We start from the raw sequence: 25069 nt of genomic DNA, 5'->3' as shown, positions 1-25069 counted from the left end.
CGCCCGAAGGCGGCTATAAAAAATTATAAATAATGTGCTGGTTTAACTCAGCTCAAACCAACGTTCAAACGAAGTAGCTTTGACATACCAACCTGGTGGAATAGTTGCTGAGAATGGAATACTAGCTTCACCATCACCATAAACAGGATTAATCCAATTTGTTCCATCTTTAGAGACTGCAGCAAAGTGAGCTGTATTTTGTGCCAGTGAAATAATCACCTGAATTGGCAAATCGCCCGTATTTCTGTATGACTGGCCATTAGCGCGGCTAGATGTGACATCTCTAATTTCCTGACCAATACCTATGCCTTTCACATAAGAGGTAATGATTTCGATATTGCCTGATCCATCAAAATTTGCGGTACCAGAAATGACGCCAGAAAGCTTAATTTCCCTTGCTGTCTCTAACTTTTTTGCAGCAACGGCGGTGGCCGTTTTATCCAGTTTGTTTTGATTAAGTGAAGTAATTTTCTGGTTCAGATCATTGCCCATGTTCGTCAATGCTTCAGATAACAGATCAATCTTTTGTTGCACGGCATTCATGATTTCAACTTTTTGATTGGCCAAAGCTATTAACAGATCTTCTCGTTGATCTGCTAAAGCTTGCAGTATCTCAGTACGCTGATTTGATAATGCATCTAAAAGCTCCTGACGTTGTGTTGCCAGACCATCAATAATTTCATTGGTCTTTAAGCTGTATTTGTTCAGGATCCAGTTGAACCATTGGCGTGCAGGCTGTAACCTAGAAGGAAAGCCTTTCTCTAAATCCAGATCATCAGTGTTTTTATCACCAGTTTTTGCAAACTCGGTTAATTTATCAATACTCATCTTCACCCTCAAAAATCAACCTTACACCGGATGGTAAAGGGAACATTAATCGGACTAACTCCCGCTCAAAGACTTCATAACTGGCTAAAAAGCTGAAAGTTATAGTCATGTCTTTGTTGTCTTTAAACTTGAATGGTTTATCGATAACGAGAGATATAATTTCTTTTGCTGATTGCTCGGTGCAGTCACTTTTGTTTAAAAGGATCTTGGCCTTGATTACTCGCTTAAATAGCTGTGGTGACATCTTTAACGCCGTGTAGCCACTCATGCCCGACTCACGCCAATAACCAGACTTAAAGCTTGGATCATTGGTCTCACGCCAAGGTAACGATGCCGGCTGGCCCTGAAAGCCAAAATATGGAACCGGTACAGAGTTAGGGATCGAGTTCGGTGCACCCACCCAGTCAGCAATAATCTGCAGCTGATCACCCTTCGCTGTTTCCAGATCAAATTTACTGCCCAGAATATTGAGGCAATCCAAGCAGTCAACCAATGGGTTTAATGAGGCCTCAACCGTTGCCCTAAATTTGGGTTTATCTCGATGCTGGCTGGTCAGCAATGCGATATATTTGCTTGCATCCACTAGAACCCTCCCGAGGTATTAATCTCGATATTGTCGGTATCACAGTACGCCACGGCGTTAAATGCCAGACTGTAATCCCCCTCGATGGGCACATCATTTGCAATTATCTCGAGAGAATTAATCTGGTATGTCTCAGAATCCAGATTTCCGAATAACCCGGCAGGAATGTATAGCTTGTTCAGCATGATCCGGTCGCCGATATCCAGCTGATTCACATAATCAGCCAAATTCTGTTTGATATTGGCCTCAATCTCTTTTGTATATTCCGATGAACCGGTAATGTTGAGCTTAAAACCAATATTAATGATATTTGGCCGATACAGCGCTACCGTTTCCTCTTCACCGAATGAGTTGATCACAGTGACGTTAACGTTGCCGTACCAGCCACACCCCAAGCTTTTTTTCGCCCGCATAATGCCTGCAATCTCTGCAGCATCACCGCCAGAAACGACCACACAAAGACTATGGCTTGGTATCCCCAGGCTATCAGTCGAATCAGTATCGTTCTCATATGTCTTACAGCGTGAAATACCAGGTAAACTAAAAATAGCCCCCTTGATGCTGTCCGTTTTAGATTGCGATGGAATAGCAACAGAGAGCGCTTGGCGCTGTCTGAGCTTTGCATCCGATTCAACCGGCATACCCAAGGTCGAAGTGGCAGGGTTATTGACCCCTTTCCAGCCCCGTGTCGGCTTACCGATAATCTTAATGGTATTGGTCATGGCCAGAATTGCGCCGGGCTTTTTAGCTCTGGCTGTAATAACAACCTTACCAGAGACAGGTATAACAACCAGATCAGGGAAAACCCATTGATTGCCATTGTCGTCCAGCGCATAACCCTTGGTAATCTCGGTACCACTTACACCTGTAATTTCGAGATCTACGGTTGAAAATGTTGGGATCTGCCGGGTAATTCCATTGATTGCCACATTACGTGACAAGGCATCTTTACTTGCTGTCTTCGGTGAAAAAGTAGAATAGACATCTATAATCGCCGCATTTACATCTGCAATTGCCCGGGAAAATACGCCGATCCATTGCCCGTCCTGGCTATCATTTTCAAGATAGGCATCTTCACCATAGATGCCTTTGTATTGTGTCTTGAGATAATCAACAATCTCATAATAAGTTGGTGCAACGGGACCAGCATCTGTAATCTCCGGTGCAACAGTTGTTAATGTCATGTTGTTAAGTCCCCATTTACATAGGCTTCGCCGTAAATTGTGTTTACTGTCATGGATACCGTTAAACGGCGGGTATCAGCATCAAGTGTGCTGTTAAAGTCAGTAATGTTGGTTACGCCTGGCGTTTCTAAAACACGTTGCCTGAGCGTCAGCTCATAGATATTTTTGGAATGTTTGCCGACAATAGATTGATTCCATCCGGTACCGTCTGCAGTGTCAGCAAACCACTCACCGAGCCAAAGTTTTAACCTGGTTAAAATTGCCTGCGCCACGGTCTCTGGTGTATTCACAAGAAAGTCATTCTTGCCAGATCCAAAGACATAGTCGCCATCACTTGAAAGTTTTCTATAGCGCATAAAAAAAGACGCTTTCGCGCCCCTCATATTGATAACTTTTATTCTGGTGGACCTGATGTACTAGATCCGGATTGAACACCCTTATGTTTATGGCTGAACAGACTGACTGTTTTTGCCAGGACATCTTCAAGCGATTTAATCAACCCATCTACCGACAATGTTTTTTTCATTTCCACATCGCAATGAAAGACAACTTTCTGGCCAATAAAATTGATTATTCCACCAGGTGTGATTTGGATCTTTGTAGCGTTGTCATCACTGCGGATCTCGAGATTATCGGTCGATATACCAGAGATCTTTTTATCCTGGGATTGCGGTCGAAAAAAGGCAAAACCATCAGATAAATCATGATGCCGGGTGTCAAAGGGATTCTGAACCCCACCAGATTGCCACCAGTTGTCAATATTGCGCGATGAGAAGCTGACAAGGCACTCATCCCCCACATTGATCGGATGTGTGATGGTGAAGCCACCAGCGCCCGGAAACATAACTGGTACGTCCTGCAGGATTGGAATTTCCAGCATTTCGATACCGCCGTCCGGTGTACGTACCGGTACCCGGATTAAGGGCTTTACTTCTACAGTGACAGCATCAGGATCATAGCTCACCACTTCACATGGTAAGTTTGTCCAGATGGCCAATATCTCTGCAGTAACCGCATCTTTGATAATACCGAGCAGATCCGGTGAACGCTCATTGACTGTTAATGCCATTAACCTGCTCCCGGTGCCGGTGTCCAACTTTCATCAACCGCATTAATTGAGATGCCTGTTTTTGGTACCACAGCACCAAGTGCCGTACATACCATATTGCTGTACCACTCATCCCCACGCGTATCACCACTGTGCTCAATTGCTTGGATTACAAAAACGCCCTGCGCATTGGTGGCCAGTTTCGGGGTTTTGTGAGGCTGATCTACTTGCTGGCCACTGTATGCAATATCGTAGTTTTCAGACTGCATGTTGGTTAAATCAATCTGAATACGATCCATCCGTTTTAACTTTGGATTCAACAAGCACTTAACGATAAGGCCCTCACTGGTCAGTTGAGGCATACCGACCATCCCGGTCTCTGCGGTTAAAACAAAGATTGGCTGAATCGAAAATTTATCCAGTTCGGTTGAATTAAGAACACCTTCTGAGTAGTCATAAGTGACGTTATTTTCTCGGCCGACACGCTCAATCAATCCATGAAAGCTGCCAAATAAGGTACGTCCACGCGGATACTTTTGATCACTTAACTGAACCAGATTTCCTACATCGATACCATATTTTTTGGCTTCTTCAACAATCAGCCCGTTTAAACCCTCAATTGGTGTACCTGCAGGGACGGATTGATTAATGATTGCATCATTACGCACCTGATCACCAGCAATGGCCAGAATGCAAAGATAAGTATCTACCTGGCTATAACGTCCACGGCGGTATTGAAAAACACGACCTTTAAAAATAACCTCAGGTTCATCATTTCCATAACTACAAGCCAGAATAACCTGGGTATTCTTTTTATCGTCATCCACACCAGCCAGCTTATTCATGGTCTCATGCGATAAATTATAGATATAGATTTCGGCAGCCTTAGGTTGCTCTGTCGTGGCCTGACTGACCAGAAAAGTCATTTTAAAATCGGTAAAATCCAAAGCATCAGGGGTATTCTCGTCAACCTGAATTGTCAGCCGGCAATTGCGCTTCCATTGTGTTGTCATGAATCGCTCCAATACAGTTTTATGTTGGCTCCCAAGTCACCAAAATCTTGGCTTTCTTCTTCATTGGTATTAAGCACATACAGTGAACCACTGATGATGTGCTGATGCTGTGCCAGTAGATTGTCACCAACTAGCATCGGCAGGCCTGCAATCAGCGGATTCTCTGCAGTATCAAAAATATCTAAATACCACCGGTCACCACGATAGATAAACTGCAGCTTGTATTGAGTGGTACCAAGACGAATATTGAATTTTTGATTGCCATAGTTAAGGGGGATTTCGTAGATCATGTTTCACCAAATGGGTTTTGTAATTCCCACCCTCCACCGACTTGAGCGCCACCAAATAGCTGGCCAAGAATAGATGTGCTCACCTCTTTGGGTTGCACTGTACCTCCATCAGCAACACCTGCAGTGGCTTCTGGACTTGCCTGATTTTCGATTGCAATAAAGGTTGTTTGTGTACTGACCATAATCACTTTTTTAAATGTGATATCGATCATCAGAACGTTTTCGGTCTGTAGATCCGTGGTACATGCTAGCGATTTAATGAGCATATTGGTGTATAGCCGCTTACCGGTTGAAATGATAAGTGGCAGAGCCTGGTCCTGCAGTTGCAGTAAAGTTTGATATACGATGGTCAAACTTGTATTGCCGCCCAGAACGGTATTTCCCAGAAAGCCGTTAAGGGTGCCGGCACTCTCTGACCAACCCACCTTCATCGTCACCTCTGGCGGCTCTTTGTATGCATGATCTGAAATGGCCGCACCGACTTCCGTTGGATGCTCTGTAATTTTCAGCTCATCTTTATGTTTTTCTTCGACTGTAACATCGGCAAACAAGCCCATGATCGACCGGCCGCGGCCAGACAATAATAATGAGCCAACAACCTCAGTATTTTGTCCAGATGTGATAGCGCCTAGGCCACTATCTATTAAAGTACCTATCGACATAATTTCACTCATAAAAAAACCGATCTTGTAAGATCGGTTAAGGTTGCTTAAAACTTAATTTACTTTGCTATCTCTTTGAATGCTTTAATAGAAATGTCATTTGCTTTGTTTAAACATTGCACATCATTTATCGATCTATAACCACATTCCTGATTGAATTTATCCATTTCTGTTGGAGATATATGCTTTAAAAGTAAATCTTTAAATTTAAAAGGTGAGTTTAACTCTATCTTTTCTAAATCTATATCTTTGAAAAGCCCTTCGGATAATAAATCATAATAATTTGAAATCGTTGTACACTGATTAGATCTTAAGATAAAACCATCATAATCAAATTTATAACATACAAATTTAAACTGACTTCCTCTTTTTAGCTTATTAACCTCATCAATTTCAAAGCCTTTAGCGTAGAAATAATCAGAGGAACCAGCTGAAAAGGTTACTACTGGTTTATTTGATATATCTGACTTTACGCTATACACCACACCGTTTAACAATGTTGGAACAGAGTTATATTTTTTTGATGCTGCATATACATTTGAATCGAACTCATGATACATCACATGCGGTGCATACACTTGTTTAGATATAGTTTTATCCTTATCTACATAACCTGACCAGTTATAGATAGACTTCCCGCCAGTTAACCACGTTTTAAAATCATCGAAAAATATATAATCGATAAGTGAGTTCTTATGAAGTTTTTCAGCAAAACTGACTGTCGAAAATAGTATAAAACTTATACCTAATAATAATTTTCTCATGATTAACCTTTTGGGAAGTCTGCTTAATTACATGTCAAATATATTACCCGACAAGAACACCTTTGGCACCTCTTGCCATAAATACCATTGAATTTTCCTGTTGACGCTTCACAGCATTTGCAGAATCAATTGGACTTGAAGCTCCATTAATTGTCATATCAGTTTGATAATTCTGATTAATCACTATGTTACTTGCTGTCATAGCATCTGCATTATTAATCTGCGATTTATGCGGATTCCCAGATGGAGGGCCAAAAGAAAGGATATTAGGCAAAATTGCATTTTGTGCGAACTCTGCTAATGAAGTTGCTCCTTTTGGTGTACTCCCTGAGTTTGGAGTGGAAATATAAAATGGTTTTGGCATCTTGTGCTTATCAGCACTCGGGGTTCCATGCACATGAACTGCATTACCTGCTCCATATCTTTGTCCACTCACCTTTGCCTGCTCAACAACTTCTGCTACCCACTTCTTGGTATTGGCGCTTGCCTTTGGACCTATGAAGTATGGATTTGCATAAGATACGTCTAGGCCCACGCTTGAGGCTTTACCATTTGCACGTAATTCTATGTATTCCCGCACAAATTTCTCCATGCGTTTACTTACTCTACTCATCGGTACGTTTTGAACGCTACCATAGGCTGTTTTTTGATTAGAGTTAATATCTGAGAATGCATAGGGCTGATTAACCACATCACGTAAAGTTTTTCCATATTTACCAGATGCCGTACGGTTCAAAATGGTATCAATGACACCTGCAGCTTGTTGCTCAAAAGCCTGACCTTTTAAAGACCCAACGACCTCAGTTGATGCCACTTTCATGATATCAACGATATCCTGTTCGGATAATTTCAGCTCATTACCAGTTTTCACAACATTTTTAACAGCACTCACTGCCGCTTTAGCTGCACCGGTTGCAACAGACTGGTAACCAATCTCGCCCCGGTCGCGCTGGTCAACCCGGTGCTGCGCATCTGCATTACCAAGCCACGCCAAGCCCTTATCAACCAGAGAAAATGCAAAATCCGTGACGCTGGCCACTTTATCCTGTGTCGGGGTTACCTTCTTCGGATCTGTTGGATTGATGTACTTATCAACTGCATTATTTACTTTCTCAGCAGTCTTGGTGACACCCTTCTCAACTTCCGTAGCAACCTCTTTTAGTGCGCCGGCGGGGTCCTTAATGATTTTCTGGACAAACTCGATTGTCTTGTCCTTAACCTTTTCCAGAATGGACAGAAAATCCTTGATTTTGTTGATAATGGCATCCATACCATTCAGCCAACTCCAATCAATTAAGGATTTACCACCTTCTTTCCATACTTTCCAGTCATCCCATAACAAAGCCAGGGCAGCACCGAGTGCCAAGATAATTCCAATTGGAGAAGCTAAGAAGCCTAATCGGAATAATTTGAGTAACTCAATAAAGGTTTTAAATGATGGTATGAACTTAAGTAGTAATCCAAGCGACTTGGCCAAAGCTCCAAACATCAGAGCAAGCATTGCAAAGCGCAGGCCCACGGCGAGACCTTCTTTGATCTGTGGATTCAGTTGAGAGAAGGCATGAATACCTGCCTGAATCAACTGATTCAACATTCTCAAGATAGGAATTAACGCTTTACCCGCCTGCATGACAATGACCTGGAACCCGGTTTTGGTCATCATTGTCAGATCACGGTACTCAGTCATGAACTCATTGCCAGACTTGGCCAAGTCATCATTCATACCGAGTTCTTTTTGGATCTTCTGGTATTTCTCCATGTTTGCCATGAATTTACCATCACGCATGGCCAGCAAGGTTTTTTGATCGATGCCAAGGGAATTGGCATAAGCATTGGCTTGATAAGCAGGCATTTTAGATAAAACGCCGCTTAGATCCTTCATCACCTCTACGCGGTCACGCATGGCACCGTTGGCATCACGGGTATTTACACCAAGACTTTTGATCTGCCCTTCATAGCCCGGAGAGTTCCGGATCTTCTCCGATAGCGCCTCAAGAGATCCGACTGCCCCCTCGGCACTGCCACCGAGCTGTGCAATAGCGTTCCCATATGCATTGATGTTCGTAACACTGGCACCAATACGCTGAGATGAAAAATACAGCCTATCCAGCTCGCTGGCCGTTTGTTTTACAGCAAGTACGGCACCAGTGGCCAAAGCCAATAAAGCGCCGTTAAGCGCTTTAGCTTTCCACTCGATGCCATCCATTGCACTTTTCATTTTGGCCAAGCCGGTATTGTCAGTATCGAACCCCAGCGAAACCAAGAAATCACGAATTACACCATCTGCCATGGGAACCACCATTATTTATTTTTTCTTTCACGCTCCTTGTGTAACAGGTATTCATTATCTGCTACGACATCAAGCGCATCATTCATGAGAGCTATATCAAAGAGATCCAGCTCACCATTTTTTAAAGATTCGTATTTACACATGCCTTTGATCACTGGCCGCATGAGCCAATCAGACTCATCCGGCAAGCACTTAAAACTTATTGAGGCTGCTTCTGCATGCTCGATGCCTTCGTAAGCAACCCTTGAATAAAATTTCCCAGGTTGATCCGGATCGTAGCAATCACCAACGGCAATAACTGTGTCATGTCGATGTCATCAAACATGATTGTGTTATTGCGACATACTGCAGCGCCGCCACGCTTGGAAACGCTCAGACACTTGAAAATGATGTAATTCACATCATCCTCAGGCATCTGTGCAATTGCACCCATCAACGGCGATAGAGCATCGGCCAATGGCTGCAGATCACTTAGATCGCCGTCTTCACCGCCATCGATCGATTCAATAGCTTTAGCCAAATCACCTTTGGCCACTTCCGCAATAATCGGCATCAGCTTTGGCACAATCGGTGCGATTTTTCGAGATACGTGAAACTGATCGACCGCATTTAAGCGGCCGATTGTGTAGTCAATTCCATTAATTTCCATGATTTAAAACCTTATTCGTATGTGCCTAACTTCATATCGACTTTGATTGCATCAAAGACCCATTCCACAATGCCGCCGTCTTTAGCATTGGTATAGTCTGGGACTTTTTTAAATGCACACTTGGTGGCTGTATGGTTATCGCCTGAACCTTCATGGTTCAGGGTAATAGTGTTCTTACCCCACTTCACCGAGCTGTTTTTCTGCAAGTTATAGAGGTTCATTAACTTGGCATTCGTCGGTGAGGTTTTAAGAAAACGAATGGTGATTTGACCAGAGTTATCAGCATGTAATGAATGCATGCCTTGACCATCGGCACCAATAGTCATCGTGTTTTTGTCACCGGCCATGGCAAAGGTAATGCCTTCATCCGAAATAGCAGCACCATAACCCAAGTCGATTACTGCATCTGCACTCGTTAAAGTGCAATGGGTATCCATAAAAGAATATGTACTCACGAATTACTCCTTAACGGTTTACTGCGACAAGAACATCGGAAAAGTGGATTGCACCTGCCAACTTAATCGCAATTTGAAATACTGGGGCTTTACGTGCTTCACGATCGGCCTGAGGTTGATCATCCAGGCTATTGGCAAACACATAGTAGGCTTTGGTCAGGTAATCACCCGTTTCCAACACACCAAAGCTGTCACCGTTCCAGCGCCCCGGGCCAAGTAGCGCATTAGTAACACCTTGCTCACACGCAGCCTCCAACACAGCACATTGTCGGTTCACGCCGCTACCCAATTGTGAGATCTTGGTTGTACTGGTGTAGTAGAGGTTCCATAGGGCCGTTTCTAAATGGTTTTGGAACCAATCTAGGCCGTGGACCTCATCAAAGAATGTTCCATCCGTCATGACACCTTCCTGCAGGATGGCGGTGTCATTGTTATAGCCTGCAAACACGTTACAGTTTTTCGCCACCAGTGCTTTAGCCTCATCTGTATCCAGATCCTCAGAGGCAATGCCCGGAAGTTGCTTAAACTTCAATGTGATTGTGGTATTGGTTCCCATGAAGTTTACAGTGAATGCACGGCCAAACATTGATGCCGCCGCATAAGGGTTATCACTGGAAAAAATTGAGAAGGTACGGCGATATTTTTTCTGCTTAAGTTTGTAAGGAATGCTGGTAACATCGGTTGTACTTAAGCAATTTTCATCCTGGGATGTATAGCCGAATAAGCGCGAAGGGTCTGCGGCTTCGATTAAAGCAGCGACATCTAAAGCTTGTTGCTCAGTCAGATCCGATGCAATCACCAGACCGTACCATTTAAGCGATTTTAGGCAGGCCTGAACCACTTGCTGTGCTGTCTCAGCATCGGCGCCTTCTTTGTGCCAGTAGCCGATATAGAGCGTACGTGGCTTAGGTGACTGGCTGAAATATGCCAAGGCTGCTTTATATTCCGGATCGTCAACGCCGTAGTCCTCACCAACTTCAGTGATATTTGAATATTGACGCATCCGCTCAATGGTATCGATCACACCACTGGTGGTACCGAGAATCAACAATGTGCCGAACGAGCGCGGCCCTGCCGCCAATGCAGCAAGGCTAATGCTGACATTTACGACATTAGAAATGGGCAATGTCATGGATTACTCCTGATTTAATTTTATTGTTCCAGCATCTACGAACGACTTAACTGCAAACGTGCGTGACGTTTTCCGCTTAAAGACAGCGGTTAGGTCATATCGGTGTACATACTGATTATTGAGAAAGTCAGGCGCGGTGATGACCTCACCGGTACTGATAAATTTGATTTTTTGCGCTTTGAGCTGCGCAATATTTTGCGGAATGCCTAGACCATCCCTAAGGACATTTGCGATCGACTGGCCATGGTCGCCATAGAACGATAAAAACAGCGTCAATTCTTCATGTCGAATTGAATCCATTGTGTCGTCTTTCTGGTCGAAGTATGGCCCATCATCTGGAATTATTGACTTTACGGCGAATGCACACCAATCGACACCAATGGCCGGCATTGGCGGTGGTTCTTTCTGGAATCGTGGACGAACCAGCGCACCTGGTAAAGATGTAATACCAATAATGAAGGCCTGAAAGATGTCCTCAAGTTCTTGGTCATAAGCAGATCCGCCGCTGGGGGTGATATATCCCCCGGAAGCAGAATCACCCATGTTTACCCCAGTGGCTTAAGCTCACAAATTGCTTTAACGAAACCTTGGCCATAGTGCAAGTTATCCAGAACCTGAGAAACAATGTAGGTTTTACCCCGCCATACGATCTCATCTGCTTTAGTTTCAGAATTACCTGAGGACAAAGCAAACTTGGTATGAATGTTAATTGCACCTTTGATCAAAGTACCATCAGGACGGCGGTCCATGTTTAGGCCGCTATTAGTAGTGACGACACCGGCAAATGGAGTTGACGTTGTAGTCTCCTGCGATCGACCGTTATCACCCACGACTACTGCAGTACGATTACAGACAATCCCGGTATCCATAAAATCCGGATCCAGCAAAACGTCTGAAACATCAAGACGAGCCACGTTTTACCTCCTTATCCTTTTTCATGATGATGTAAGTGACGGACTTGCGAAGCTCACCGGTATCGATCAACGGCCGAACCAGATCAGTATCAGCTGGTCCCGATTCAAGCTGTTTAAGATACTTTTTGGCACCTTTACGCCCACGCCGTGCACGTGCCCGGATAGTCGCTAAAGACAGCGGCGCAAACTCACCATTTACGAAATATACCCGAACAGAGTTCATTGCCTTCATCCCTGCGGATTCAAGCAACATCATCATGCGCTTATGGTTGCCAGAAAATGCCGCATCAACAGCCTTGACCAGCGTATCACCAACCTCGTCCTGTACCTCTTCAACGCCAGGCACAAGAAAAGCACGCTCAGGAATGTTCATCGCCGGTGAGCCGGTTTCCTGCAGATAACCGATCTGGGCATTGGTGAGGCCATCACCATCAGTTCTGACCTCGCCGTGGGGAATGCCCACAAGGACATCCACCTTTGACAGTTCACCAACTGCTTGCAGAATATCTAACAGACCATTACCAGTGGAAATTACCTTGCTGCTCATAGCTGAATACCTCCGGCACCAACCATCCGTAATAACTGATAGAACTGGACGCCCCATGTAGTCTGGTTCCAATGGCCAGCATCGGTAATGATTACTCCAGATACATCCATAGACTTTGAAACGCCATCGACGGACTTTGAGGTTTCGTTGCCAACTACTTTGCCAACATCACCACCAATTGCATCCATCACCATTGCTCTTTTGTACAATGTGAGATAGTGAGCGATAAACAGCGTCAGACCATAATCGAGCAGATCCTCCCATCGATCCTCATTCAGTAACTTTTTCCCAAGGTTGAGATAAAAATTAAATTGGAATGTTGGATATTGCACAGGATCTGCAAAGACCGGCATTGTTTCCCGGAAGGATTGCTCATCGATCATGGGTTACGCTTCCTTTGGCTGCTCTTTGGCTTTGGCCGCACCCTTAGTACCGGCATCAGTTGCTGCTGGTGCCTGTTCGGCTTTGGCCAAAAGGATTTTAAGATCACTGATCTCTTTATCCTTGGCCTGCAGATCAGCTACCTGTTGATTAATGGTTTTCTCGGCCGCCTCCAACTGGATCTGCATTGTGCCGATCTGCTGGTCCTTCTGCTGAATCAAACCTTCAAGCTCACTTGCGTAAGCGGAGTTTTCCGGGATTTCTTGGGCGTGTGCCTTAACAAACCAGTTGTCTGCAACTTCTTTTTCAACTTCTTGCAGACCGGGTTTTAGAACAATAGTTTTTGCCTCGCCGTGTTCATCACGACCAAGGTTTACGGTTAGTTCTTTGTTCAAAAGGATTTGTACTAACTTAGACATAACCGCTCCTTACAGGCCATCGGCATAATATGCAGTTTCAGGGTAAACCCACTCAACAACACCCAAACGACCAAAATAAGTCGTGATCTGACGAATACCACGATATTCAATCGGCGTGCGTTGTAATGGAACCAACGGGAAGCGAACCAGGTTTTCTGCTTGTGTGTAAGCCAACATACGATCTGTACCCGCTGCACCACGTTTTACACACCATTTTGATGGCTGGATATCTAATGGTTTCCCATTCACAGAATTGCTTAAGCTGTTCAATTTCAAGAATTCCAGAATGGAGATATTGCCGGCATCACTCACAATACGAGAAGTAAGAAAGCTAAACTGCACTGGTGGTAACAGCAACTTATCTGGACATACTGCAAAACCTGAGGCAACCCAAGCATTATTCAAGACAAGGTTTACATCGTCCAAAATTTCTTGAGGGGTTGCTGTTTTCCAGTTTTTATTTACGTTGGTTGCACCCACTTTTGTGGAGTTTAGAAGGCCTTCCACTCCAAGTGTTTCATCACCGATATAAACCTGTTCATCAATATCCATCTGATATTTAAGATTCATACCTACGAATTTTTGGCTGTCTACAGGGCGACCTACAGCGCGTGCTGATTCAAGCTCTGGAATCGTGTAACCAATTTCCATACCCCATAAGGATAATGGTTGTGCTGTCTTGCCAATATCCAACGCAATGCCTGCGATAGCATCCGTATTTTTCCCGATCCAAGATTTACCAGTTGGTGAAGGGCCACCCGCTGCTGCAAAGGTCGAGTTTGTGAAGGATGAGGTTTCATCAGCAATAGAAACGTCAGAACGCAAATCCATATCACGGGACCACGTAACATTTGCCAATGGCTCATGTAACGTCTGATCCAGACGCTCTAACTCACCTAAAAGAAATGCACCGGTACTGTCAATTGTACGAGCATCAAAGGTACGCATCCCACCAGTGTCACGGGTACGTGCCAAGATAGGTTTCCCCATTTGTACTGCTTGAGCGATGGTTGTAGCTCGGAGTAATTTACTCATGTTCTCTTTTCTCCGGACGAAAAAAAAGACGCCTATAGCGTCTCGATTTACGTCAATATTTTTTAAATGTTGTAAGAAATTTCTACGTTGTTTTGTGCATCAGCATCATGCATAAACAAGGCGTTTTTCAGTTCAATTGTGTTTGCACCATCGGCAACAGCTTCAATCCCACCAACCGGTTTTAAATCTGTACCTGCAGCCACACGCACAAAAACCTTTCCTGCTGTCTTGGCTGTGCCAGCATTACACTTAACTGTCATGTAACCACGGCGCATAACGTCATGTACGATATTTGGCTGTGGTACCGCTAGGCCCATACCGTTTACTGCTGATTGAGTTGGGTATGAACGGACGATTAATCCATATACGTCAGTGTCTGCTGCTTCTAATGGCACAAAGCCTGCAGCCGTTAATTTACCAAAAAGACCAAAACCACTGAAATTACCCTTGGTAATATGTGCCTCTACAGTGGAATGTGCTTTACGTGAGATATCACCTGGAATGCCGGAAGGCATACGGTATAAAAATGCATTGCTCATCAATTATTGTCCTTTGTTTTTCCAGTATTCACGGTTACGTTGGTTGATTTCTGCAGGTGTCATTGGCGCACGGCCAAAATCACGAGTAGAAATACCTGAACGTACACCAGCCGAATTATTTTGAAGTTTGATTAGTTCTGATGCCCCAGTGAATGCAGCATCAATCGTGGCTATTGGCAGTTTATCAAAGTCAGGATTTTCACCGACAAACGGCGTAATCGCACCTTTACCATCTTTAGTGCCATAAGATGCTTTAAGTACAGCACGCTTTAATTTCAGCACAGCTTTGCCATTTTTGGCACTATCAAAAGTAGGCATGCTATAGCCAGGGAAAAGGATTTCAGCGCGGGAGATAACATTTTTCAGCGAATCACCGGTATAGTTCTGGACGCCTTCTTCAGAAAGCTTTCCAGCTTCTTCCGCTTCCAGAATATCGTCCGTTGTTTCGGATTCTTCTTCCTCGTCGCCGTCCTCGGTTTCATCCTTTTCCGAATCCTTGGTCTGCTTTTCAACGGCCGCCATACGCTTATCAATGGTTTTCATAAAGTTAAGCACTTGAGCCTGAAATGCTGCGTCACCGGTCTGAGTTTGATTCTCTTCCTCGTCGCCGTCATCATCTTCGGTTTTGAGATCGAGATCCTCATCCTCTACAGCTTGAGCAATTTTTTCAGCCTCATCCGCATCACCTGTTTTAACCAGGTTACGAATACGGTCAGCAAAGCTGAGTTTTTTCTTTTTGACCTTAGTCGCCATAAAACTATCTCCAATCGAGCAGCGCGAACCGCATCGCCCTTTATCAACTAATGCAATATGATTAACTACAATATTGCTCTGTACCCCCTTGCCTGGGCTGATTTGTGAATATTCAGCATCATAGCCAAGGGAAATTTCTACTTTTCCACCCTGAACAGCCTCAATGGTTGACTTATCCATGATTAATAAATCACCCATTAAATACTCGGCATCTTCACCTTCACCCTGATGGATATTGTGGCCAGATCCTTTGGACAGGTTCTTCCAGTTCTCTGGCGTAACCCAATCATCAGGATGATCATCCGTAACCGGCTTTCCTTCGATACTTGCAATTGTGGTAGGTGCAAATAAAACGTCCTCTCCACGATATATCTGAATTAAGCCTGTATCGTCTGCATCAACCGGGACCTCGCCATCATCATAGATAAGAACACCGGTTCTGGCTAAACGTACATCACGGCAAAGCAAGTAGCCTTCTGGCGTAACCTCACGTGTGCGGCCAATTTGCCCAGATGTAAGAATGTTGGATCGATCAACCGTTTTCTGATCTTTTGTCTTTTTGCGCTTAAACATAATTCACCTTTAATAGGCATAAAAAAACCACCCGAAGGTGGTTTTACATTTTTTTTGAATTAATCCAAATTTCCATTGCGTATTAGCTTTAGAGCTTCTGGATAAAATTCATAAGTTTTTATATCCCCATCTACAAACCATACACACCAAACTTTGCCATTTTCATAAATACGTTCAACCGTCATATACTCACCATCTGATTGAAGTGTAACAACATCACCAGCTTTTAATTCACGCATCAATATTTTCCTAATGATTTAAAAAATATAAATATACCAGCTATTAAAATTTAGACAATATACTTAAATGTCAGGTATAACTGGCTCGGGATAACAACGGCAATTCGGTAGACAACCAGCATGACCTTCCATTCCATCCAAGGTAGGTGGATTATTCCAATAGACCAGCTTTCCATTCATCGCCTTATGACTTTGCCTTACATCCCCATCTTCACTGGTCCGCCAGGTATATCCCTCAGAACCAAGGTTCTCAGCTCTGGCTTGAGTGAATAGGCATGATGCACGGCTGACCTCAGTACGGGCAATTGTATTTGCTCTGGATCTGGTAACTCGGCCAGTGGCCATGATTAAGCCAGCAATCTCACTTGCCCGGCTGCCTTCAATCAAGGATCTGGTAGATAGGTCATGTATGCGTTGAGCTGCTTCCAATGGCAATGAAGTAATTAAGCGGACTTGCTCATTCAACAATTGTTGATACACCGCACCGGTGTCAGTATTGCGGATCTGCTCACGCATACCGCGCGACATATCCTGTGCGTAAATAAGCCAGGTTTTCTCATCACGTAGGGCAACATCAGTAATAATTCGACCTGCAGCATTCTGCGCCCAGAATTGGAGAGTATTGGCATACTCTTTCAAAGACGAAACAATCAATGGGTGAGTACTAGGATCATTCACATCAAAGCCTTTGACGATCATATCCACATAGCCAGCAATCTTTCTAAGCTGCTGACTGTACCGGATCTCCATCTTTCTGGCCCGATTCGGCGTCAGGCGGCTGATTTGATTCTTCATCGTCTAAAACTTCCCCTGGGGCCGGTGGATCTTCATCATCTGCCTCATTAATTTCATCGTCAGTGATGTGAGAGAAAATTCCCGTATTTTCGCTTGATTGTCGTAACTCTTTGAGCGCCGTAGACCGTTTAATAAGTCCAGCATCCTCTACTTTGGTTACAGCTTCAGCTACTTTACTGGCAATCTCAGCTTTTTTGTCATCACCGAGCTGCCACAAAGAGGCAAATTGAAAGTCGAATGAATCTGGCAATGGCTTACCGAGCACTGACATAGACAACACGGCGTAGAGAATCTGCAACGGCGTCCGTAATCGACCCTCCTGCTGTTGGTTGATATTGTCGTAATAGTTGGCTAGATCAGATTCACCGGTGGCATTCAGCCCGGCAGGCGACTGACCAAACAACCGGACAAGTGGAATACCCGTTGCACCAGATATCTGCTGGCCAAACTGCAGCAACAAATTATCAAGACCAGTAAAACCATATTGATGGGCCTCAAACTCATCCTCGGCATCCATGAGGGTTAAGCCTTCATTGGACTGCCAAAGACGAATATGCTCGATCTGCTTGACCAACCCGTCAAATGCTCGACCACCAGTGGCAATAATTTCTCGTAGACCTTTAACCTTGTATGTCCGTAAATGAGCCTTATAGACCAACTGGCCAGCCCCTAACGTAGCACTGTCGAAAATGGTCAAACGGTCTTCCAGACGTTCAATGACTGACTGCCCCCACAAGTTTTCTGCAATGGATTGCCAGTAAGGTAGTTCAACCCCATCCATGCGAATTACACGTGAATAATGGACTTTCTGGTTGCATAACCCTACTGAATCAGTAATCACATCATAATACCTTGGCATGCCGTAATGTGGACCATACTCAGTGACTAGATCCTCAAGTGAAGGCATTACCATCCATCGATCCAGCACAAGCAGCCCTTTGAACTGGCCTTTACCAACAGTATTAGGGTTCAATGGTGTACCAACGTTCTGACCATCGATTAACATGACAGCAATGGCACCGCCGTAGAGACGGGACCACTTAATAGTCTTATTAAGCCGATCCCAAACCTGCAAACGATCCATTTCTTGGTCTATCATTTCACCATCTTTAGGTGAGCTGAATCCTTTGATATTGCATCCCTTACGGGTCATATCATCAGCTACAACATCAACGACCTGACCAACCACCCAGGATGATCGATACATCTGTTCAAGCAACAATCTATTTCGACTTAAATAGTTGCTACTGTAGGTGCTTTGGCTATGCTGATTGTTAGTACCTAGACCAACTCTTGCAGCAAAGTTCTGAAATGAATCTTTTGTAAATTGAAATAAGCCCATTTTAAAATCTCTTATGCAAGCCTTGACCAAACGCCGGTACCACCACGGGCCATGATGTAGCCATCCAATGAATAACGGAGAGCATCAATACCATGGTTCCATTTATCAACAATGATTGGTAATACCTCATCAGTGAGGCGATCTTTTTTGTATGAATATTTGCGGAACTCTTCCAAAATCTTTTTACACCGTGGGTGTATTACAACTTTGTCAAAGCCTTTAATGTGTGCGATACCATCTTCCACAGATCCTTGCCATTTCTCGGCTCCATCAATGTTGAAGCCCTGACGGCGTAGGTAGCTGATAGTTTCTGGCCGTGAACAATCGGCCTTAATTGGCCAGTCACGTGCACCTGGAATGCCAGGATATTTAGCGTCATCCTCAGACGTCCATTTTGCTAACTGCTCCTCTGTTGCGCCAGCTTTACCTGCGTACATCTTCCATAAATCATCGATCTCAACATGATAGCCAAACGCCTCATATTCGATATAAAGCGTATTGTCCAGAATGAAGGATCTAATCAATGTACTTGGGTCATTCGCAAAACCAAAATCGGCACCGAAGAATAAGCGGTCTGCCTGCTTCCATAGATCATCATGGAAGGCATCAACCTTGTACTTATCACGGAAAATTTGAGCTTCGGAAAGCTCCAGATAGTCACCTTCCCAGATCCAGCGATAGGTAGCATCGTCTTGGGTAGCTTGGTCACGTCTACGCTCCAGCTCCAGCACTTGTGGGAACCACGGATTGTCGGAGTAGTTCATCTCTACACCAAGGCCAATCAGCTCACCAGTAATCTCATCAAACATTTCCTCATGCCTAAATCGCTTACTGGTGGCACTATCTTCGCGCTCAGGGTTCCATGTAATCCACACCTCTGAGTTTTCCTCACGCACTGTAGGTAAGAGTTTCCGCCATGCAATCTCACTTACAGTTTCAGCCTCATCCACCCAGCAAAGCAAAATTCGTGCTTTTGACTTGATGCTATCCAGATTATGGCGTAAACCGCAAAATCCATATGAAACACGGCGGTTTTTCGTGCGGATAAAGTTTTCACCCATTTCATAATAATCATTAAGAAATGGGACTGACCGGATAGCTTGCTTAATCTCCTCCATGGATGAATCTGCAAGCGTATTCATAAATTCACGTCCACCCAGGATCATGCCGCTGATATTTGCCTCGGCAAAAATATAACCCTTTACCGCCGTCATTAATGCAAATGATCGTGTCTTACCCGAGCCACGGCCACCCCATGAAGATAAGTAACGAAGATTAGGCGTAGAGAATAGTGGAATTAACTTAGGTGGCAGTTCTATCTGTACCTTTGACATTAGGTGCTACCAGTTCAATAGTTGTAGGTTTATTGATTGATTCCCCTTTACTTGTATGGTCAACCTCTTGTTTATTGGTATACAAGCCGCCCATCTCTTTAGCAATTTGCTCAAGCAAGCCACGAACAACACGCTGATTCCTATGGTTCTTATAAACAAGATCATTCAGGATCTTGAGCCTTACAGCCTTGTTCGCCGTGGGAATATTTAAGGGCTTATCTAAAAAATCTTTCCTAATAAGCTCAAACTCTTTTTTAAACTCAGCGCTCAAATCCTTACCAGCCCGTTTGGTCGGATCATAGGATTCAACCTGCTGCCGTGTTACGTCGATATTGTATTCTTCCTTGACAAGTTGGACTGTTTCTTGAGGTGTATTAAACACAGCAAGTGATTGCACAATAAAGAGTTTTTGCTTCTTATTTAATGTCGCCATTTCTCTCTATCCGTCAAGGTACGTCAAGGAAGCATGGCAAAAAAAAATGAGCCAACCGGCTCAACTGATAATGCATGTCCCACAGCACTTGGAAATATTTACATCATTTACAAACGGCGCTTGCTTCGCCACTTCTACAAGTCGCTTCACGTTCTCGCTCGCTCCCCATCGTTTGACCACACCAACAAACTCCTCTACATCGTGGCCAGCAAGATAATGCTTTGGTAGCCCGGTCATGTCACTGTAGAGTGGTTCGCCGTCCTCATCCTGTTCCACACCTATGTGATACAGCTCATGTTCGATCAAAGCACAAAAGTCCCGATCCGAAGCTTGTTCGCAAAAACTGGCATCAATCGTGATGAGGTATACCGGCACATAGCCAAACCAGTCGCGCATCTGCTGCTCTTGTCGAGCTTTACGCCATCCACCCTGATTGAACATCACCTTTTCACATTGGCCCAGTACCATACGCTTTTTAGCAGTACACGCAGATGATGCCCAAGCAAATGCCAGAAACTCTTCACTGTCATGCATGAGTTCAGCAATATGGTCATGATCCGGGTTATGTAGTGGTCCACCAATGGTTAAAAAATTCTTTACCACCCAATCCATAAGATCCGGTGCCGGTGCCAAACGGATAGCCTCTTCCTCATCGGCTTTGTCCATCAATTCAGTTGGTGGAAATGGTCTGATCTGGCTCATGCTCTAAATTCTCCAATTCACTTTTAATCCAGTGGATGACATAACCTGATAAAATTGAATCCGGATGAAACCGCTCAATCTTGTAGCCCATCTCTTCAACCTGGTAATACCGATCCATACTCCAGGCTTTAAATGCCAATTTGCCACGGCGACCGCCGGACCATGGCCCGCCCTCAATTTCAATAAGCAATCGTAATTTCACAATATGAAAATCGAAACGCCAGTGCTTTGTGCTGATCGGCTGGAATTTACTCTCAAAACCTATTGCATGATCTTTTAATTCTTCAAGTAAAGTTGCCTCTGCCTCTAAATAGTTTTGTTTGGCTTTCGGCAACGGCGTATTTCTAGGCTTGGTTTTCGGTGCACGTTTTCTGGTGAGTTTAAAATACTTGTCGATATCCATTCTTTCACCCGTATATCACGGCGACCTTTCAGCCATTTTAATTTTTCAATGGCCAAAAAAAATCGCTCATCTAATTGAGCGATCTGGTCTGGCGTAAGTCCTGCTGTTGAGCAACTGCCTATGTGCATCAATTCCTGTTCGGCTTCCCGAATCTCATCATCAATATGAAGCATGGAACCTCCAAACAAGAAATGAAAAAGCCCCGCCAATAACATGTATGTCAGCGGGGCTTCATGTGCCGAAATACGCTCGGCCAGTTGACTCGCATTGCGCCGATGCAAGTGAGGGTCAGAAATAAAAAAAGCTCACCTTTCGATGAGCCTTGGAAATCTTTCAGGGCGATCACTTAAGAAAACGCCCATTTTAGAAATACTTATACTGAACCGTTCTGTTTATGTCAAGCAAGTGAAATCTCACTTGGTTCAAAATGAAACGATCTTGCCAGGTAATTTCTAATACAGTGCTCCCAATTTTCGATAGCAGCCTCTGCAATTAATTCATACGGCGCATATCGTTCAGAGTATCCAGATTTAGAAACATTCAATTTTGCAATCGTAATTTTCTCATGCAGTGTGTATGGGCGCTTACCCGTCCCACCACATTTTTCACAAAATTTTGATCCATCTGGAAAGCCTTTTTCATTAAATAATTCCAGCTTCCCCAAACCTTGGCATGGGTTACACATGGCTTTTGTGAATAACCGACCGCGCAATACAACCTCAGCGATCCCTTTGGCCACATTCGTTAAATCGCCCTGACAGTTATTTGGTTTAAAATTCTTCTTGATCATTTCCTTGTGGATCTTGCCGGCAAGAATATTACGAACCCGGAAAAAATCTGCAGACTTAATCTCTCCTTTTATAAATTCCACCTTACCGGGTCTGTCTTCAATACGGCGCTCAACCTGGTAATTAAAATCATATTTACTCAAAAATAGTTCAGTTTGCTTTTCCGGTGGCGTTATGACCGCTATACGCTCAAAATCAATTCTCTCCACCAACAACTCTGCCCATTTTTGTGCATGAGCAGGCATTAATGCAATTTCCCCTAAAACCACATCCTTTGTTATTTTCCCCTTCCCATTACTCTGAGCAATAGCAAGACGCAACAACTCCAAAAAATCAAACTTTTCAACTAACATAATTGCGCTCCTATTACTTCAACCATCTGCAGCTGTACTGGGTCCCTTTAACCCAGTAAACATCTGCTGTCTTACAAATCTGTACGGCGTTATATGTATTTAGTGCCAGACATAAAATCGCCAATACAATAAAAACCACTATGTAAACCCAATCATTATTTTTCTGTCTCATTTCAACCGTCCATATACAAGCATTGCTGCATCACGGCTGTGCTCGCTTGTTCTACCAGTCCAGCCAGTTACTTTTTTGAAATAATCGCTCTTGGTTTTTGTCATGTTCGCGGCCGGGTGCACCAGATCAAACTTAATACCCTGCTCGATACAGAACTGCTCCCAGATACTGCAGTCACGTTTAACAGATCCAACGCCCTCACGTACACCGGCACCCGACTTGGCTTGTCGCGCATCTGTAGCTCCGAACCAGGTACGTTTACGGGCATCTTCAATCCGGACAACTAAATCCGGATGCTGGGCATGTAGTGATTTGACCTCTTCCATTGCCCGGGTGATTGTCAAAGTCTCTACCCGGTTCAATTTCCCTTTTTCTGCAACGGCAAAACCGGTCTTAACGCCGCAATCAATACCAACTCGAATCATTGGCTTTGTTCCTCATCTTCGGCAAATTCATCCTCATATTCAGGACCGCCATGTTCGATATAACTTTCATCAATTGCAGCCATTCCCTCGAATAACTCAACGCACCAAGGGCAAAACTTATAATTTCGATCTTCAAACGCACACTCTTTGCCGTTTAGTTGAATGCAAGTACAACCTTCTGAATGTTTCTCCATCACCCTTCTCCGTCACGCTTGTCATTTATGGTCACGTTCTTTTTCATGCCTGCAATCCTTTAAATAAATCTGGAGTTTGAGCAGCTGGATTTAGCCATAAACATTCAGTACGCAAAGCCGTACCGCGCCCAGCTGAAATACGTGAACTTGTGTCTATACGTTTCCACCCAACCAGCAAATCGCCATATAGTTCACATGGATAACCTGAAAGCATTACCATCCCTTTTAGATTGGTTAATGTTTCAAGTAACTCTTGATGATCCTGGTCATTCATCTCATGACGGTAGATTCGACCAGATTTGGCGCCGTCATAGCGGGTATCCATGACATAAGGTGGATCTACATAGTGAAGTGTAGTTTCACCATCATGATCTTTGAGCACCTGGATTGCAGGCCGATTCTCAATGAGTACTCCACTCAAGCGCTGGCCAATGATGCCTAAATGTTCTGGATAAGTAGCCCATAATGATTGTGCTGTTCCATATTGACGCTTTGTATCTATGCGAAAACCGGTAATACCCTTTGTTGCGCCGGCCGAACCGAACCCCATCTGCGCCCGGACACAAACACGGCGCGCTCGTTCTACTTTATCTTCGATAGGTTCCCAAGCCTTTTCAAAATCTGCCCGGCTATATGGGGTTAAAACCAGTTGTTCAATAAGCTTTTCTCTCGAGCTAGAATCTCGAAGCACTTCAAATAAATTAACGATATCACCATCGAGATCGTTATAAACTTCAGCATAAGCACGTGGCTTTTGAAGCAAAACTCCGGCCGCTCCGCCGAATGCTTCCGTATAACAAATATGGTTTGGCATATGAGAAATAATCCAGTGTGCCAAACGGAATTTACCGCCGTGGTATCGAATTAATGGATGATCGAGTTTCATAGACCACCACCTAAAAATTTGAATGCGCTTTTAGCCACGACTGGAACTTGTCCATTTCCAATGGCTTTAAGTCTGTCCACCCGATGGGCCACCCCATCAGCCACTCGACCCAATCCGGGTTCAACTTCCCACCATGCGAGTTCATTACATGATGATCCAGCCGATCGTTGATCCGGCTCTTGCCATCCTTTCTGGTTAATGCTGCTGGCGATGAACCTTTGCTCATTGTTGCTGTTGGCGTTGGTAAATTCTCCACTACACCTGCCAGACCGTTCCTTGGATGGTTGCTGACCTTCCCACGTTTGTTCCCGTCCGATGCCTTGGGTGTTGGATAAATTCGACACTCCTTGGGATTCTGCCCCACTCTTCCCTTTGTCCAGCCGTTGACTGCTTTGGTTAAAGTCAGATGTGATCCCGGTGTGTGTGCTCCGCCCCGTTCCTGACTGCACGGAGTAGGCAACAATCCAGAGCCTGTCGCGGATATGGGGCGCTCCAAAGTTAGATGCTGAAAAACGTGCCCAGTGCGCGTCATACCCCATTTGGGCAAGGTCACTGATGACTCTGGCAAGTCCTCTGGAAACAAGCATTGGTGAGTTTTCCACCCAGACTTCGCCAGGTCGAACTTCACTGATAATTCGTGCCATTTCTGACCAAAGTCCTGAACGTTCCCCATCGATCCCTGCGCCTTTGCCGGCAGATGAGATGTCCTGGCATGGAAATCCGCCAGAAATAACGTCAACAATTCCTCGCCATGGTCTTCCGTCAAAAGATTTAATGTCAGACCAAATTGGGAAAGCCGGGAGAATTCCATCATTTTGTCGTTGCGCCAAAACTTGTGCGGCGTAGGCATCACGTTCAACTGCGCACACTGTTGTACATCCCATGAGATGCGATCCGAGTATTCCGCCACCAGCGCCTGCGAAAAGAGCCAACTCATTTAAGCC

34 protein-coding genes are annotated in these 25069 nt (G+C 44.4%); all 34 read right to left on the bottom strand.

Features of this window, described 5'->3' with window-relative positions; all coding sequences use genetic code 11:
• Positions 1 to 42 precede the first annotated feature (42 nt).
• On the bottom strand, positions 43 to 828 hold the full coding sequence (locus OC23_RS19240; RefSeq protein ID WP_052209128.1) for a hypothetical protein: 786 nt from the start codon (positions 826 to 828) through the stop codon (positions 43 to 45).
• On the bottom strand, positions 818 to 1411 hold the full coding sequence (locus tag OC23_RS01785) for a DUF2612 domain-containing protein (protein WP_038342317.1): 594 nt from the start codon (positions 1409 to 1411) through the stop codon (positions 818 to 820). Before OC23_RS01785 ends, OC23_RS19240 begins: the two co-directional genes overlap by 11 nt.
• Positions 1411 to 2595 carry a baseplate J/gp47 family protein gene (locus OC23_RS01780; RefSeq protein ID WP_038342316.1) on the bottom strand — a complete coding sequence of 395 codons (1185 nt, stop codon included), beginning with the start codon at positions 2593 to 2595 and terminating at the stop codon, positions 1411 to 1413. The genes OC23_RS01785 and OC23_RS01780 overlap by 1 nt, the downstream gene beginning before the upstream one ends.
• The gene (locus OC23_RS01775) at positions 2592 to 2978 is read right to left on the bottom strand and encodes a hypothetical protein (protein WP_081407280.1); all 387 of its coding nucleotides are present in this window, start codon (positions 2976 to 2978) and stop codon (positions 2592 to 2594) included. Before OC23_RS01775 ends, OC23_RS01780 begins: the two co-directional genes overlap by 4 nt.
• An 11-nt stretch (positions 2979 to 2989) precedes the next feature.
• Positions 2990 to 3664 (bottom strand): Gp138 family membrane-puncturing spike protein, encoded by a 675-nt coding sequence (locus tag OC23_RS01770; RefSeq protein ID WP_038342314.1) that lies wholly within the window; start codon positions 3662 to 3664, stop codon positions 2990 to 2992.
• Positions 3664 to 4656, bottom strand: coding sequence for a hypothetical protein (locus OC23_RS01765; protein WP_038342313.1), 993 nt, complete (start codon positions 4654 to 4656; stop codon positions 3664 to 3666). Before OC23_RS01765 ends, OC23_RS01770 begins: the two co-directional genes overlap by 1 nt.
• On the bottom strand, positions 4653 to 4946 hold the full coding sequence (locus OC23_RS01760; RefSeq protein ID WP_038342312.1) for a phage baseplate plug protein: 294 nt from the start codon (positions 4944 to 4946) through the stop codon (positions 4653 to 4655). The genes OC23_RS01765 and OC23_RS01760 overlap by 4 nt, the downstream gene beginning before the upstream one ends.
• Positions 4943 to 5608: a phage baseplate protein gene (locus tag OC23_RS01755; protein ID WP_038342311.1), complete on the bottom strand. Its 666-nt coding sequence runs from the start codon at positions 5606 to 5608 to the stop codon at positions 4943 to 4945. Before OC23_RS01755 ends, OC23_RS01760 begins: the two co-directional genes overlap by 4 nt.
• A 59-nt stretch (positions 5609 to 5667) precedes the next feature.
• Positions 5668 to 6372 (bottom strand): hypothetical protein, encoded by a 705-nt coding sequence (locus tag OC23_RS01750; protein ID WP_038342310.1) that lies wholly within the window; start codon positions 6370 to 6372, stop codon positions 5668 to 5670.
• A gap of 43 nt (positions 6373 to 6415) precedes the next feature.
• Positions 6416 to 8662, bottom strand: a complete 2247-nt coding sequence (locus tag OC23_RS01745; RefSeq protein WP_038342596.1) for a cell wall hydrolase — start codon at positions 8660 to 8662, stop codon at positions 6416 to 6418.
• 11 nt (positions 8663 to 8673) lie between these two features.
• The gene (locus OC23_RS19615; protein WP_413772392.1) at positions 8674 to 8826 is read right to left on the bottom strand and encodes a DUF6889 family protein; all 153 of its coding nucleotides are present in this window, start codon (positions 8824 to 8826) and stop codon (positions 8674 to 8676) included.
• Between the two features lie 35 nt (positions 8827 to 8861).
• Positions 8862 to 9311 (bottom strand): phage tail assembly chaperone, encoded by a 450-nt coding sequence (locus OC23_RS01740; RefSeq protein ID WP_038342309.1) that lies wholly within the window; start codon positions 9309 to 9311, stop codon positions 8862 to 8864.
• 11 nt (positions 9312 to 9322) lie between these two features.
• Positions 9323 to 9766, bottom strand: coding sequence for a phage structural protein (locus tag OC23_RS01735; protein WP_038342307.1), 444 nt, complete (start codon positions 9764 to 9766; stop codon positions 9323 to 9325).
• A 10-nt stretch (positions 9767 to 9776) separates the two neighbouring features.
• Positions 9777 to 10898: a DUF3383 family protein gene (locus OC23_RS01730; RefSeq protein WP_038342306.1), complete on the bottom strand. Its 1122-nt coding sequence runs from the start codon at positions 10896 to 10898 to the stop codon at positions 9777 to 9779.
• Positions 10899 to 10901: 3 nt separating this feature from the next.
• Positions 10902 to 11441, bottom strand: a complete 540-nt coding sequence (locus tag OC23_RS01725; protein ID WP_038342304.1) for an LIC_12616 family protein — start codon at positions 11439 to 11441, stop codon at positions 10902 to 10904.
• A gap of 2 nt (positions 11442 to 11443) precedes the next feature.
• On the bottom strand, positions 11444 to 11812 hold the full coding sequence (locus OC23_RS01720) for a hypothetical protein (protein WP_038342303.1): 369 nt from the start codon (positions 11810 to 11812) through the stop codon (positions 11444 to 11446).
• On the bottom strand, positions 11799 to 12359 hold the full coding sequence (locus OC23_RS01715; RefSeq protein ID WP_038342302.1) for a hypothetical protein: 561 nt from the start codon (positions 12357 to 12359) through the stop codon (positions 11799 to 11801). The genes OC23_RS01720 and OC23_RS01715 overlap by 14 nt, the downstream gene beginning before the upstream one ends.
• A complete protein-coding gene (locus OC23_RS01710) occupies positions 12356 to 12742 on the bottom strand; it encodes a DUF4054 domain-containing protein (RefSeq protein WP_038342301.1) in 387 nt (128 codons plus the stop codon). The genes OC23_RS01715 and OC23_RS01710 overlap by 4 nt, the downstream gene beginning before the upstream one ends.
• Before the next feature lie 3 nt (positions 12743 to 12745).
• Positions 12746 to 13159 (bottom strand): STY1053 family phage-associated protein, encoded by a 414-nt coding sequence (locus tag OC23_RS01705; RefSeq protein ID WP_038342300.1) that lies wholly within the window; start codon positions 13157 to 13159, stop codon positions 12746 to 12748.
• A gap of 9 nt (positions 13160 to 13168) precedes the next feature.
• Positions 13169 to 14194 carry a DUF2184 domain-containing protein gene (locus tag OC23_RS01700; protein ID WP_038342298.1) on the bottom strand — a complete coding sequence of 342 codons (1026 nt, stop codon included), beginning with the start codon at positions 14192 to 14194 and terminating at the stop codon, positions 13169 to 13171.
• 62 nt (positions 14195 to 14256) lie between these two features.
• Positions 14257 to 14733 (bottom strand): hypothetical protein, encoded by a 477-nt coding sequence (locus tag OC23_RS01695; RefSeq protein WP_038342296.1) that lies wholly within the window; start codon positions 14731 to 14733, stop codon positions 14257 to 14259.
• A 3-nt stretch (positions 14734 to 14736) separates the two neighbouring features.
• Positions 14737 to 16059 (bottom strand): DUF2213 domain-containing protein, encoded by a 1323-nt coding sequence (locus OC23_RS01690; protein WP_038342294.1) that lies wholly within the window; start codon positions 16057 to 16059, stop codon positions 14737 to 14739.
• 59 nt (positions 16060 to 16118) lie between these two features.
• Positions 16119 to 16298, bottom strand: a complete 180-nt coding sequence (locus OC23_RS01685) for a YodC family protein (RefSeq protein WP_038342293.1) — start codon at positions 16296 to 16298, stop codon at positions 16119 to 16121.
• A gap of 63 nt (positions 16299 to 16361) precedes the next feature.
• Complete coding sequence (locus OC23_RS01680; protein WP_038342594.1) at positions 16362 to 16997, bottom strand: phage minor head protein; 636 nt, start codon at positions 16995 to 16997, stop codon at positions 16362 to 16364.
• Between the two features lie 22 nt (positions 16998 to 17019).
• A complete protein-coding gene (locus tag OC23_RS01675; RefSeq protein WP_038342292.1) occupies positions 17020 to 18435 on the bottom strand; it encodes a DUF1073 domain-containing protein in 1416 nt (471 codons plus the stop codon).
• An 11-nt stretch (positions 18436 to 18446) separates the two neighbouring features.
• Positions 18447 to 19769 carry a PBSX family phage terminase large subunit gene (locus OC23_RS01670; RefSeq protein ID WP_038342291.1) on the bottom strand — a complete coding sequence of 441 codons (1323 nt, stop codon included), beginning with the start codon at positions 19767 to 19769 and terminating at the stop codon, positions 18447 to 18449.
• The gene (locus tag OC23_RS01665) at positions 19738 to 20202 is read right to left on the bottom strand and encodes a DUF2280 domain-containing protein (protein ID WP_052209127.1); all 465 of its coding nucleotides are present in this window, start codon (positions 20200 to 20202) and stop codon (positions 19738 to 19740) included. Before OC23_RS01665 ends, OC23_RS01670 begins: the two co-directional genes overlap by 32 nt.
• A gap of 60 nt (positions 20203 to 20262) precedes the next feature.
• Complete coding sequence (locus tag OC23_RS01660; RefSeq protein WP_038342290.1) at positions 20263 to 20904, bottom strand: putative metallopeptidase; 642 nt, start codon at positions 20902 to 20904, stop codon at positions 20263 to 20265.
• A complete protein-coding gene (locus OC23_RS01655) occupies positions 20873 to 21307 on the bottom strand; it encodes a hypothetical protein (protein WP_038342289.1) in 435 nt (144 codons plus the stop codon). The genes OC23_RS01660 and OC23_RS01655 overlap by 32 nt, the downstream gene beginning before the upstream one ends.
• Before the next feature lie 397 nt (positions 21308 to 21704).
• Entirely contained in the window at positions 21705 to 22448 is a 744-nt protein-coding gene (locus tag OC23_RS01650; RefSeq protein WP_038342288.1) for a hypothetical protein, read from the bottom strand.
• A gap of 168 nt (positions 22449 to 22616) precedes the next feature.
• Complete coding sequence (locus tag OC23_RS01645; protein ID WP_038342285.1) at positions 22617 to 23045, bottom strand: hypothetical protein; 429 nt, start codon at positions 23043 to 23045, stop codon at positions 22617 to 22619.
• Positions 23042 to 23239: a hypothetical protein gene (locus tag OC23_RS01640; protein WP_038342284.1), complete on the bottom strand. Its 198-nt coding sequence runs from the start codon at positions 23237 to 23239 to the stop codon at positions 23042 to 23044. The genes OC23_RS01645 and OC23_RS01640 overlap by 4 nt, the downstream gene beginning before the upstream one ends.
• 43 nt (positions 23240 to 23282) lie before the next feature.
• A complete protein-coding gene (locus tag OC23_RS01635; protein ID WP_038342282.1) occupies positions 23283 to 24125 on the bottom strand; it encodes a DNA adenine methylase in 843 nt (280 codons plus the stop codon).
• Positions 24122 to 25009, bottom strand: a complete 888-nt coding sequence (locus OC23_RS01630; RefSeq protein ID WP_052209133.1) for a DNA cytosine methyltransferase — start codon at positions 25007 to 25009, stop codon at positions 24122 to 24124. The genes OC23_RS01635 and OC23_RS01630 overlap by 4 nt, the downstream gene beginning before the upstream one ends.
• Between the last annotated feature and the right edge of the window lie 60 nt (positions 25010 to 25069).

It is taken from the genome of Acinetobacter sp. A47 (genome assembly GCF_000805455.1).
Lineage (GTDB): Bacteria > Pseudomonadota > Gammaproteobacteria > Pseudomonadales > Moraxellaceae > Acinetobacter.
Note: the sequence above shows the minus strand (reverse complement) of the source record. Positions and strands in the feature narration are given on the sequence as shown.

Bases quoted from the DNA above. Each gene is read 5' to 3' on its own strand.
- OC23_RS01770 (WP_038342314.1), bottom strand. From the start codon at position 3,664: ATGGCATTAACAGTCAATGAGCGTTCACCGGATCTGCTCGGTATTATC.
- OC23_RS01655 (WP_038342289.1), bottom strand. From the start codon at position 21,307: ATGGATATCGACAAGTATTTTAAACTCACCAGAAAACGTGCACCGAAA.
- OC23_RS01640 (WP_038342284.1), bottom strand. From the start codon at position 23,239: ATGGAGAAACATTCAGAAGGTTGTACTTGCATTCAACTAAACGGCAAA.
- OC23_RS01705 (WP_038342300.1), bottom strand. From the start codon at position 13,159: ATGTCTAAGTTAGTACAAATCCTTTTGAACAAAGAACTAACCGTAAAC.
- OC23_RS01730 (WP_038342306.1), bottom strand. From the start codon at position 10,898: ATGACATTGCCCATTTCTAATGTCGTAAATGTCAGCATTAGCCTTGCT.
- OC23_RS01695 (WP_038342296.1), bottom strand. From the start codon at position 14,733: ATGAGCAATGCATTTTTATACCGTATGCCTTCCGGCATTCCAGGTGAT.
- OC23_RS01685 (WP_038342293.1), bottom strand. From the start codon at position 16,298: ATGCGTGAATTAAAAGCTGGTGATGTTGTTACACTTCAATCAGATGGT.
- OC23_RS01765 (WP_038342313.1), bottom strand. From the start codon at position 4,656: ATGACAACACAATGGAAGCGCAATTGCCGGCTGACAATTCAGGTTGAC.
- OC23_RS01645 (WP_038342285.1), bottom strand. From the start codon at position 23,045: ATGATTCGAGTTGGTATTGATTGCGGCGTTAAGACCGGTTTTGCCGTT.
- OC23_RS01680 (WP_038342594.1), bottom strand. From the start codon at position 16,997: ATGATCGTCAAAGGCTTTGATGTGAATGATCCTAGTACTCACCCATTG.
- OC23_RS01690 (WP_038342294.1), bottom strand. From the start codon at position 16,059: ATGTTTAAGCGCAAAAAGACAAAAGATCAGAAAACGGTTGATCGATCC.
- OC23_RS01715 (WP_038342302.1), bottom strand. From the start codon at position 12,359: ATGAGCAGCAAGGTAATTTCCACTGGTAATGGTCTGTTAGATATTCTG.
- OC23_RS01710 (WP_038342301.1), bottom strand. From the start codon at position 12,742: ATGATCGATGAGCAATCCTTCCGGGAAACAATGCCGGTCTTTGCAGAT.
- OC23_RS01675 (WP_038342292.1), bottom strand. From the start codon at position 18,435: ATGGGCTTATTTCAATTTACAAAAGATTCATTTCAGAACTTTGCTGCA.
- OC23_RS01635 (WP_038342282.1), bottom strand. From the start codon at position 24,125: ATGAAACTCGATCATCCATTAATTCGATACCACGGCGGTAAATTCCGT.
- OC23_RS19240 (WP_052209128.1), bottom strand. From the start codon at position 828: ATGAGTATTGATAAATTAACCGAGTTTGCAAAAACTGGTGATAAAAAC.
- OC23_RS01660 (WP_038342290.1), bottom strand. From the start codon at position 20,904: ATGAGCCAGATCAGACCATTTCCACCAACTGAATTGATGGACAAAGCC.
- OC23_RS01650 (WP_038342288.1), bottom strand. From the start codon at position 22,448: ATGTTAGTTGAAAAGTTTGATTTTTTGGAGTTGTTGCGTCTTGCTATT.
- OC23_RS01745 (WP_038342596.1), bottom strand. From the start codon at position 8,662: ATGGCAGATGGTGTAATTCGTGATTTCTTGGTTTCGCTGGGGTTCGAT.
- OC23_RS01725 (WP_038342304.1), bottom strand. From the start codon at position 11,441: ATGGGTGATTCTGCTTCCGGGGGATATATCACCCCCAGCGGCGGATCT.
- OC23_RS01665 (WP_052209127.1), bottom strand. From the start codon at position 20,202: ATGGCGACATTAAATAAGAAGCAAAAACTCTTTATTGTGCAATCACTT.
- OC23_RS01780 (WP_038342316.1), bottom strand. From the start codon at position 2,595: ATGACATTAACAACTGTTGCACCGGAGATTACAGATGCTGGTCCCGTT.
- OC23_RS01630 (WP_052209133.1), bottom strand. From the start codon at position 25,009: ATGGGATGTACAACAGTGTGCGCAGTTGAACGTGATGCCTACGCCGCA.
- OC23_RS01750 (WP_038342310.1), bottom strand. From the start codon at position 6,372: ATGAGAAAATTATTATTAGGTATAAGTTTTATACTATTTTCGACAGTC.
- OC23_RS01760 (WP_038342312.1), bottom strand. From the start codon at position 4,946: ATGATCTACGAAATCCCCCTTAACTATGGCAATCAAAAATTCAATATT.
- OC23_RS01670 (WP_038342291.1), bottom strand. From the start codon at position 19,769: ATGTCAAAGGTACAGATAGAACTGCCACCTAAGTTAATTCCACTATTC.
- OC23_RS01775 (WP_081407280.1), bottom strand. From the start codon at position 2,978: ATGAGGGGCGCGAAAGCGTCTTTTTTTATGCGCTATAGAAAACTTTCA.
- OC23_RS19615 (WP_413772392.1), bottom strand. From the start codon at position 8,826: ATGCGGCCAGTGATCAAAGGCATGTGTAAATACGAATCTTTAAAAAAT.
- OC23_RS01740 (WP_038342309.1), bottom strand. From the start codon at position 9,311: ATGGAAATTAATGGAATTGACTACACAATCGGCCGCTTAAATGCGGTC.
- OC23_RS01755 (WP_038342311.1), bottom strand. From the start codon at position 5,608: ATGTCGATAGGTACTTTAATAGATAGTGGCCTAGGCGCTATCACATCT.
- OC23_RS01700 (WP_038342298.1), bottom strand. From the start codon at position 14,194: ATGAGTAAATTACTCCGAGCTACAACCATCGCTCAAGCAGTACAAATG.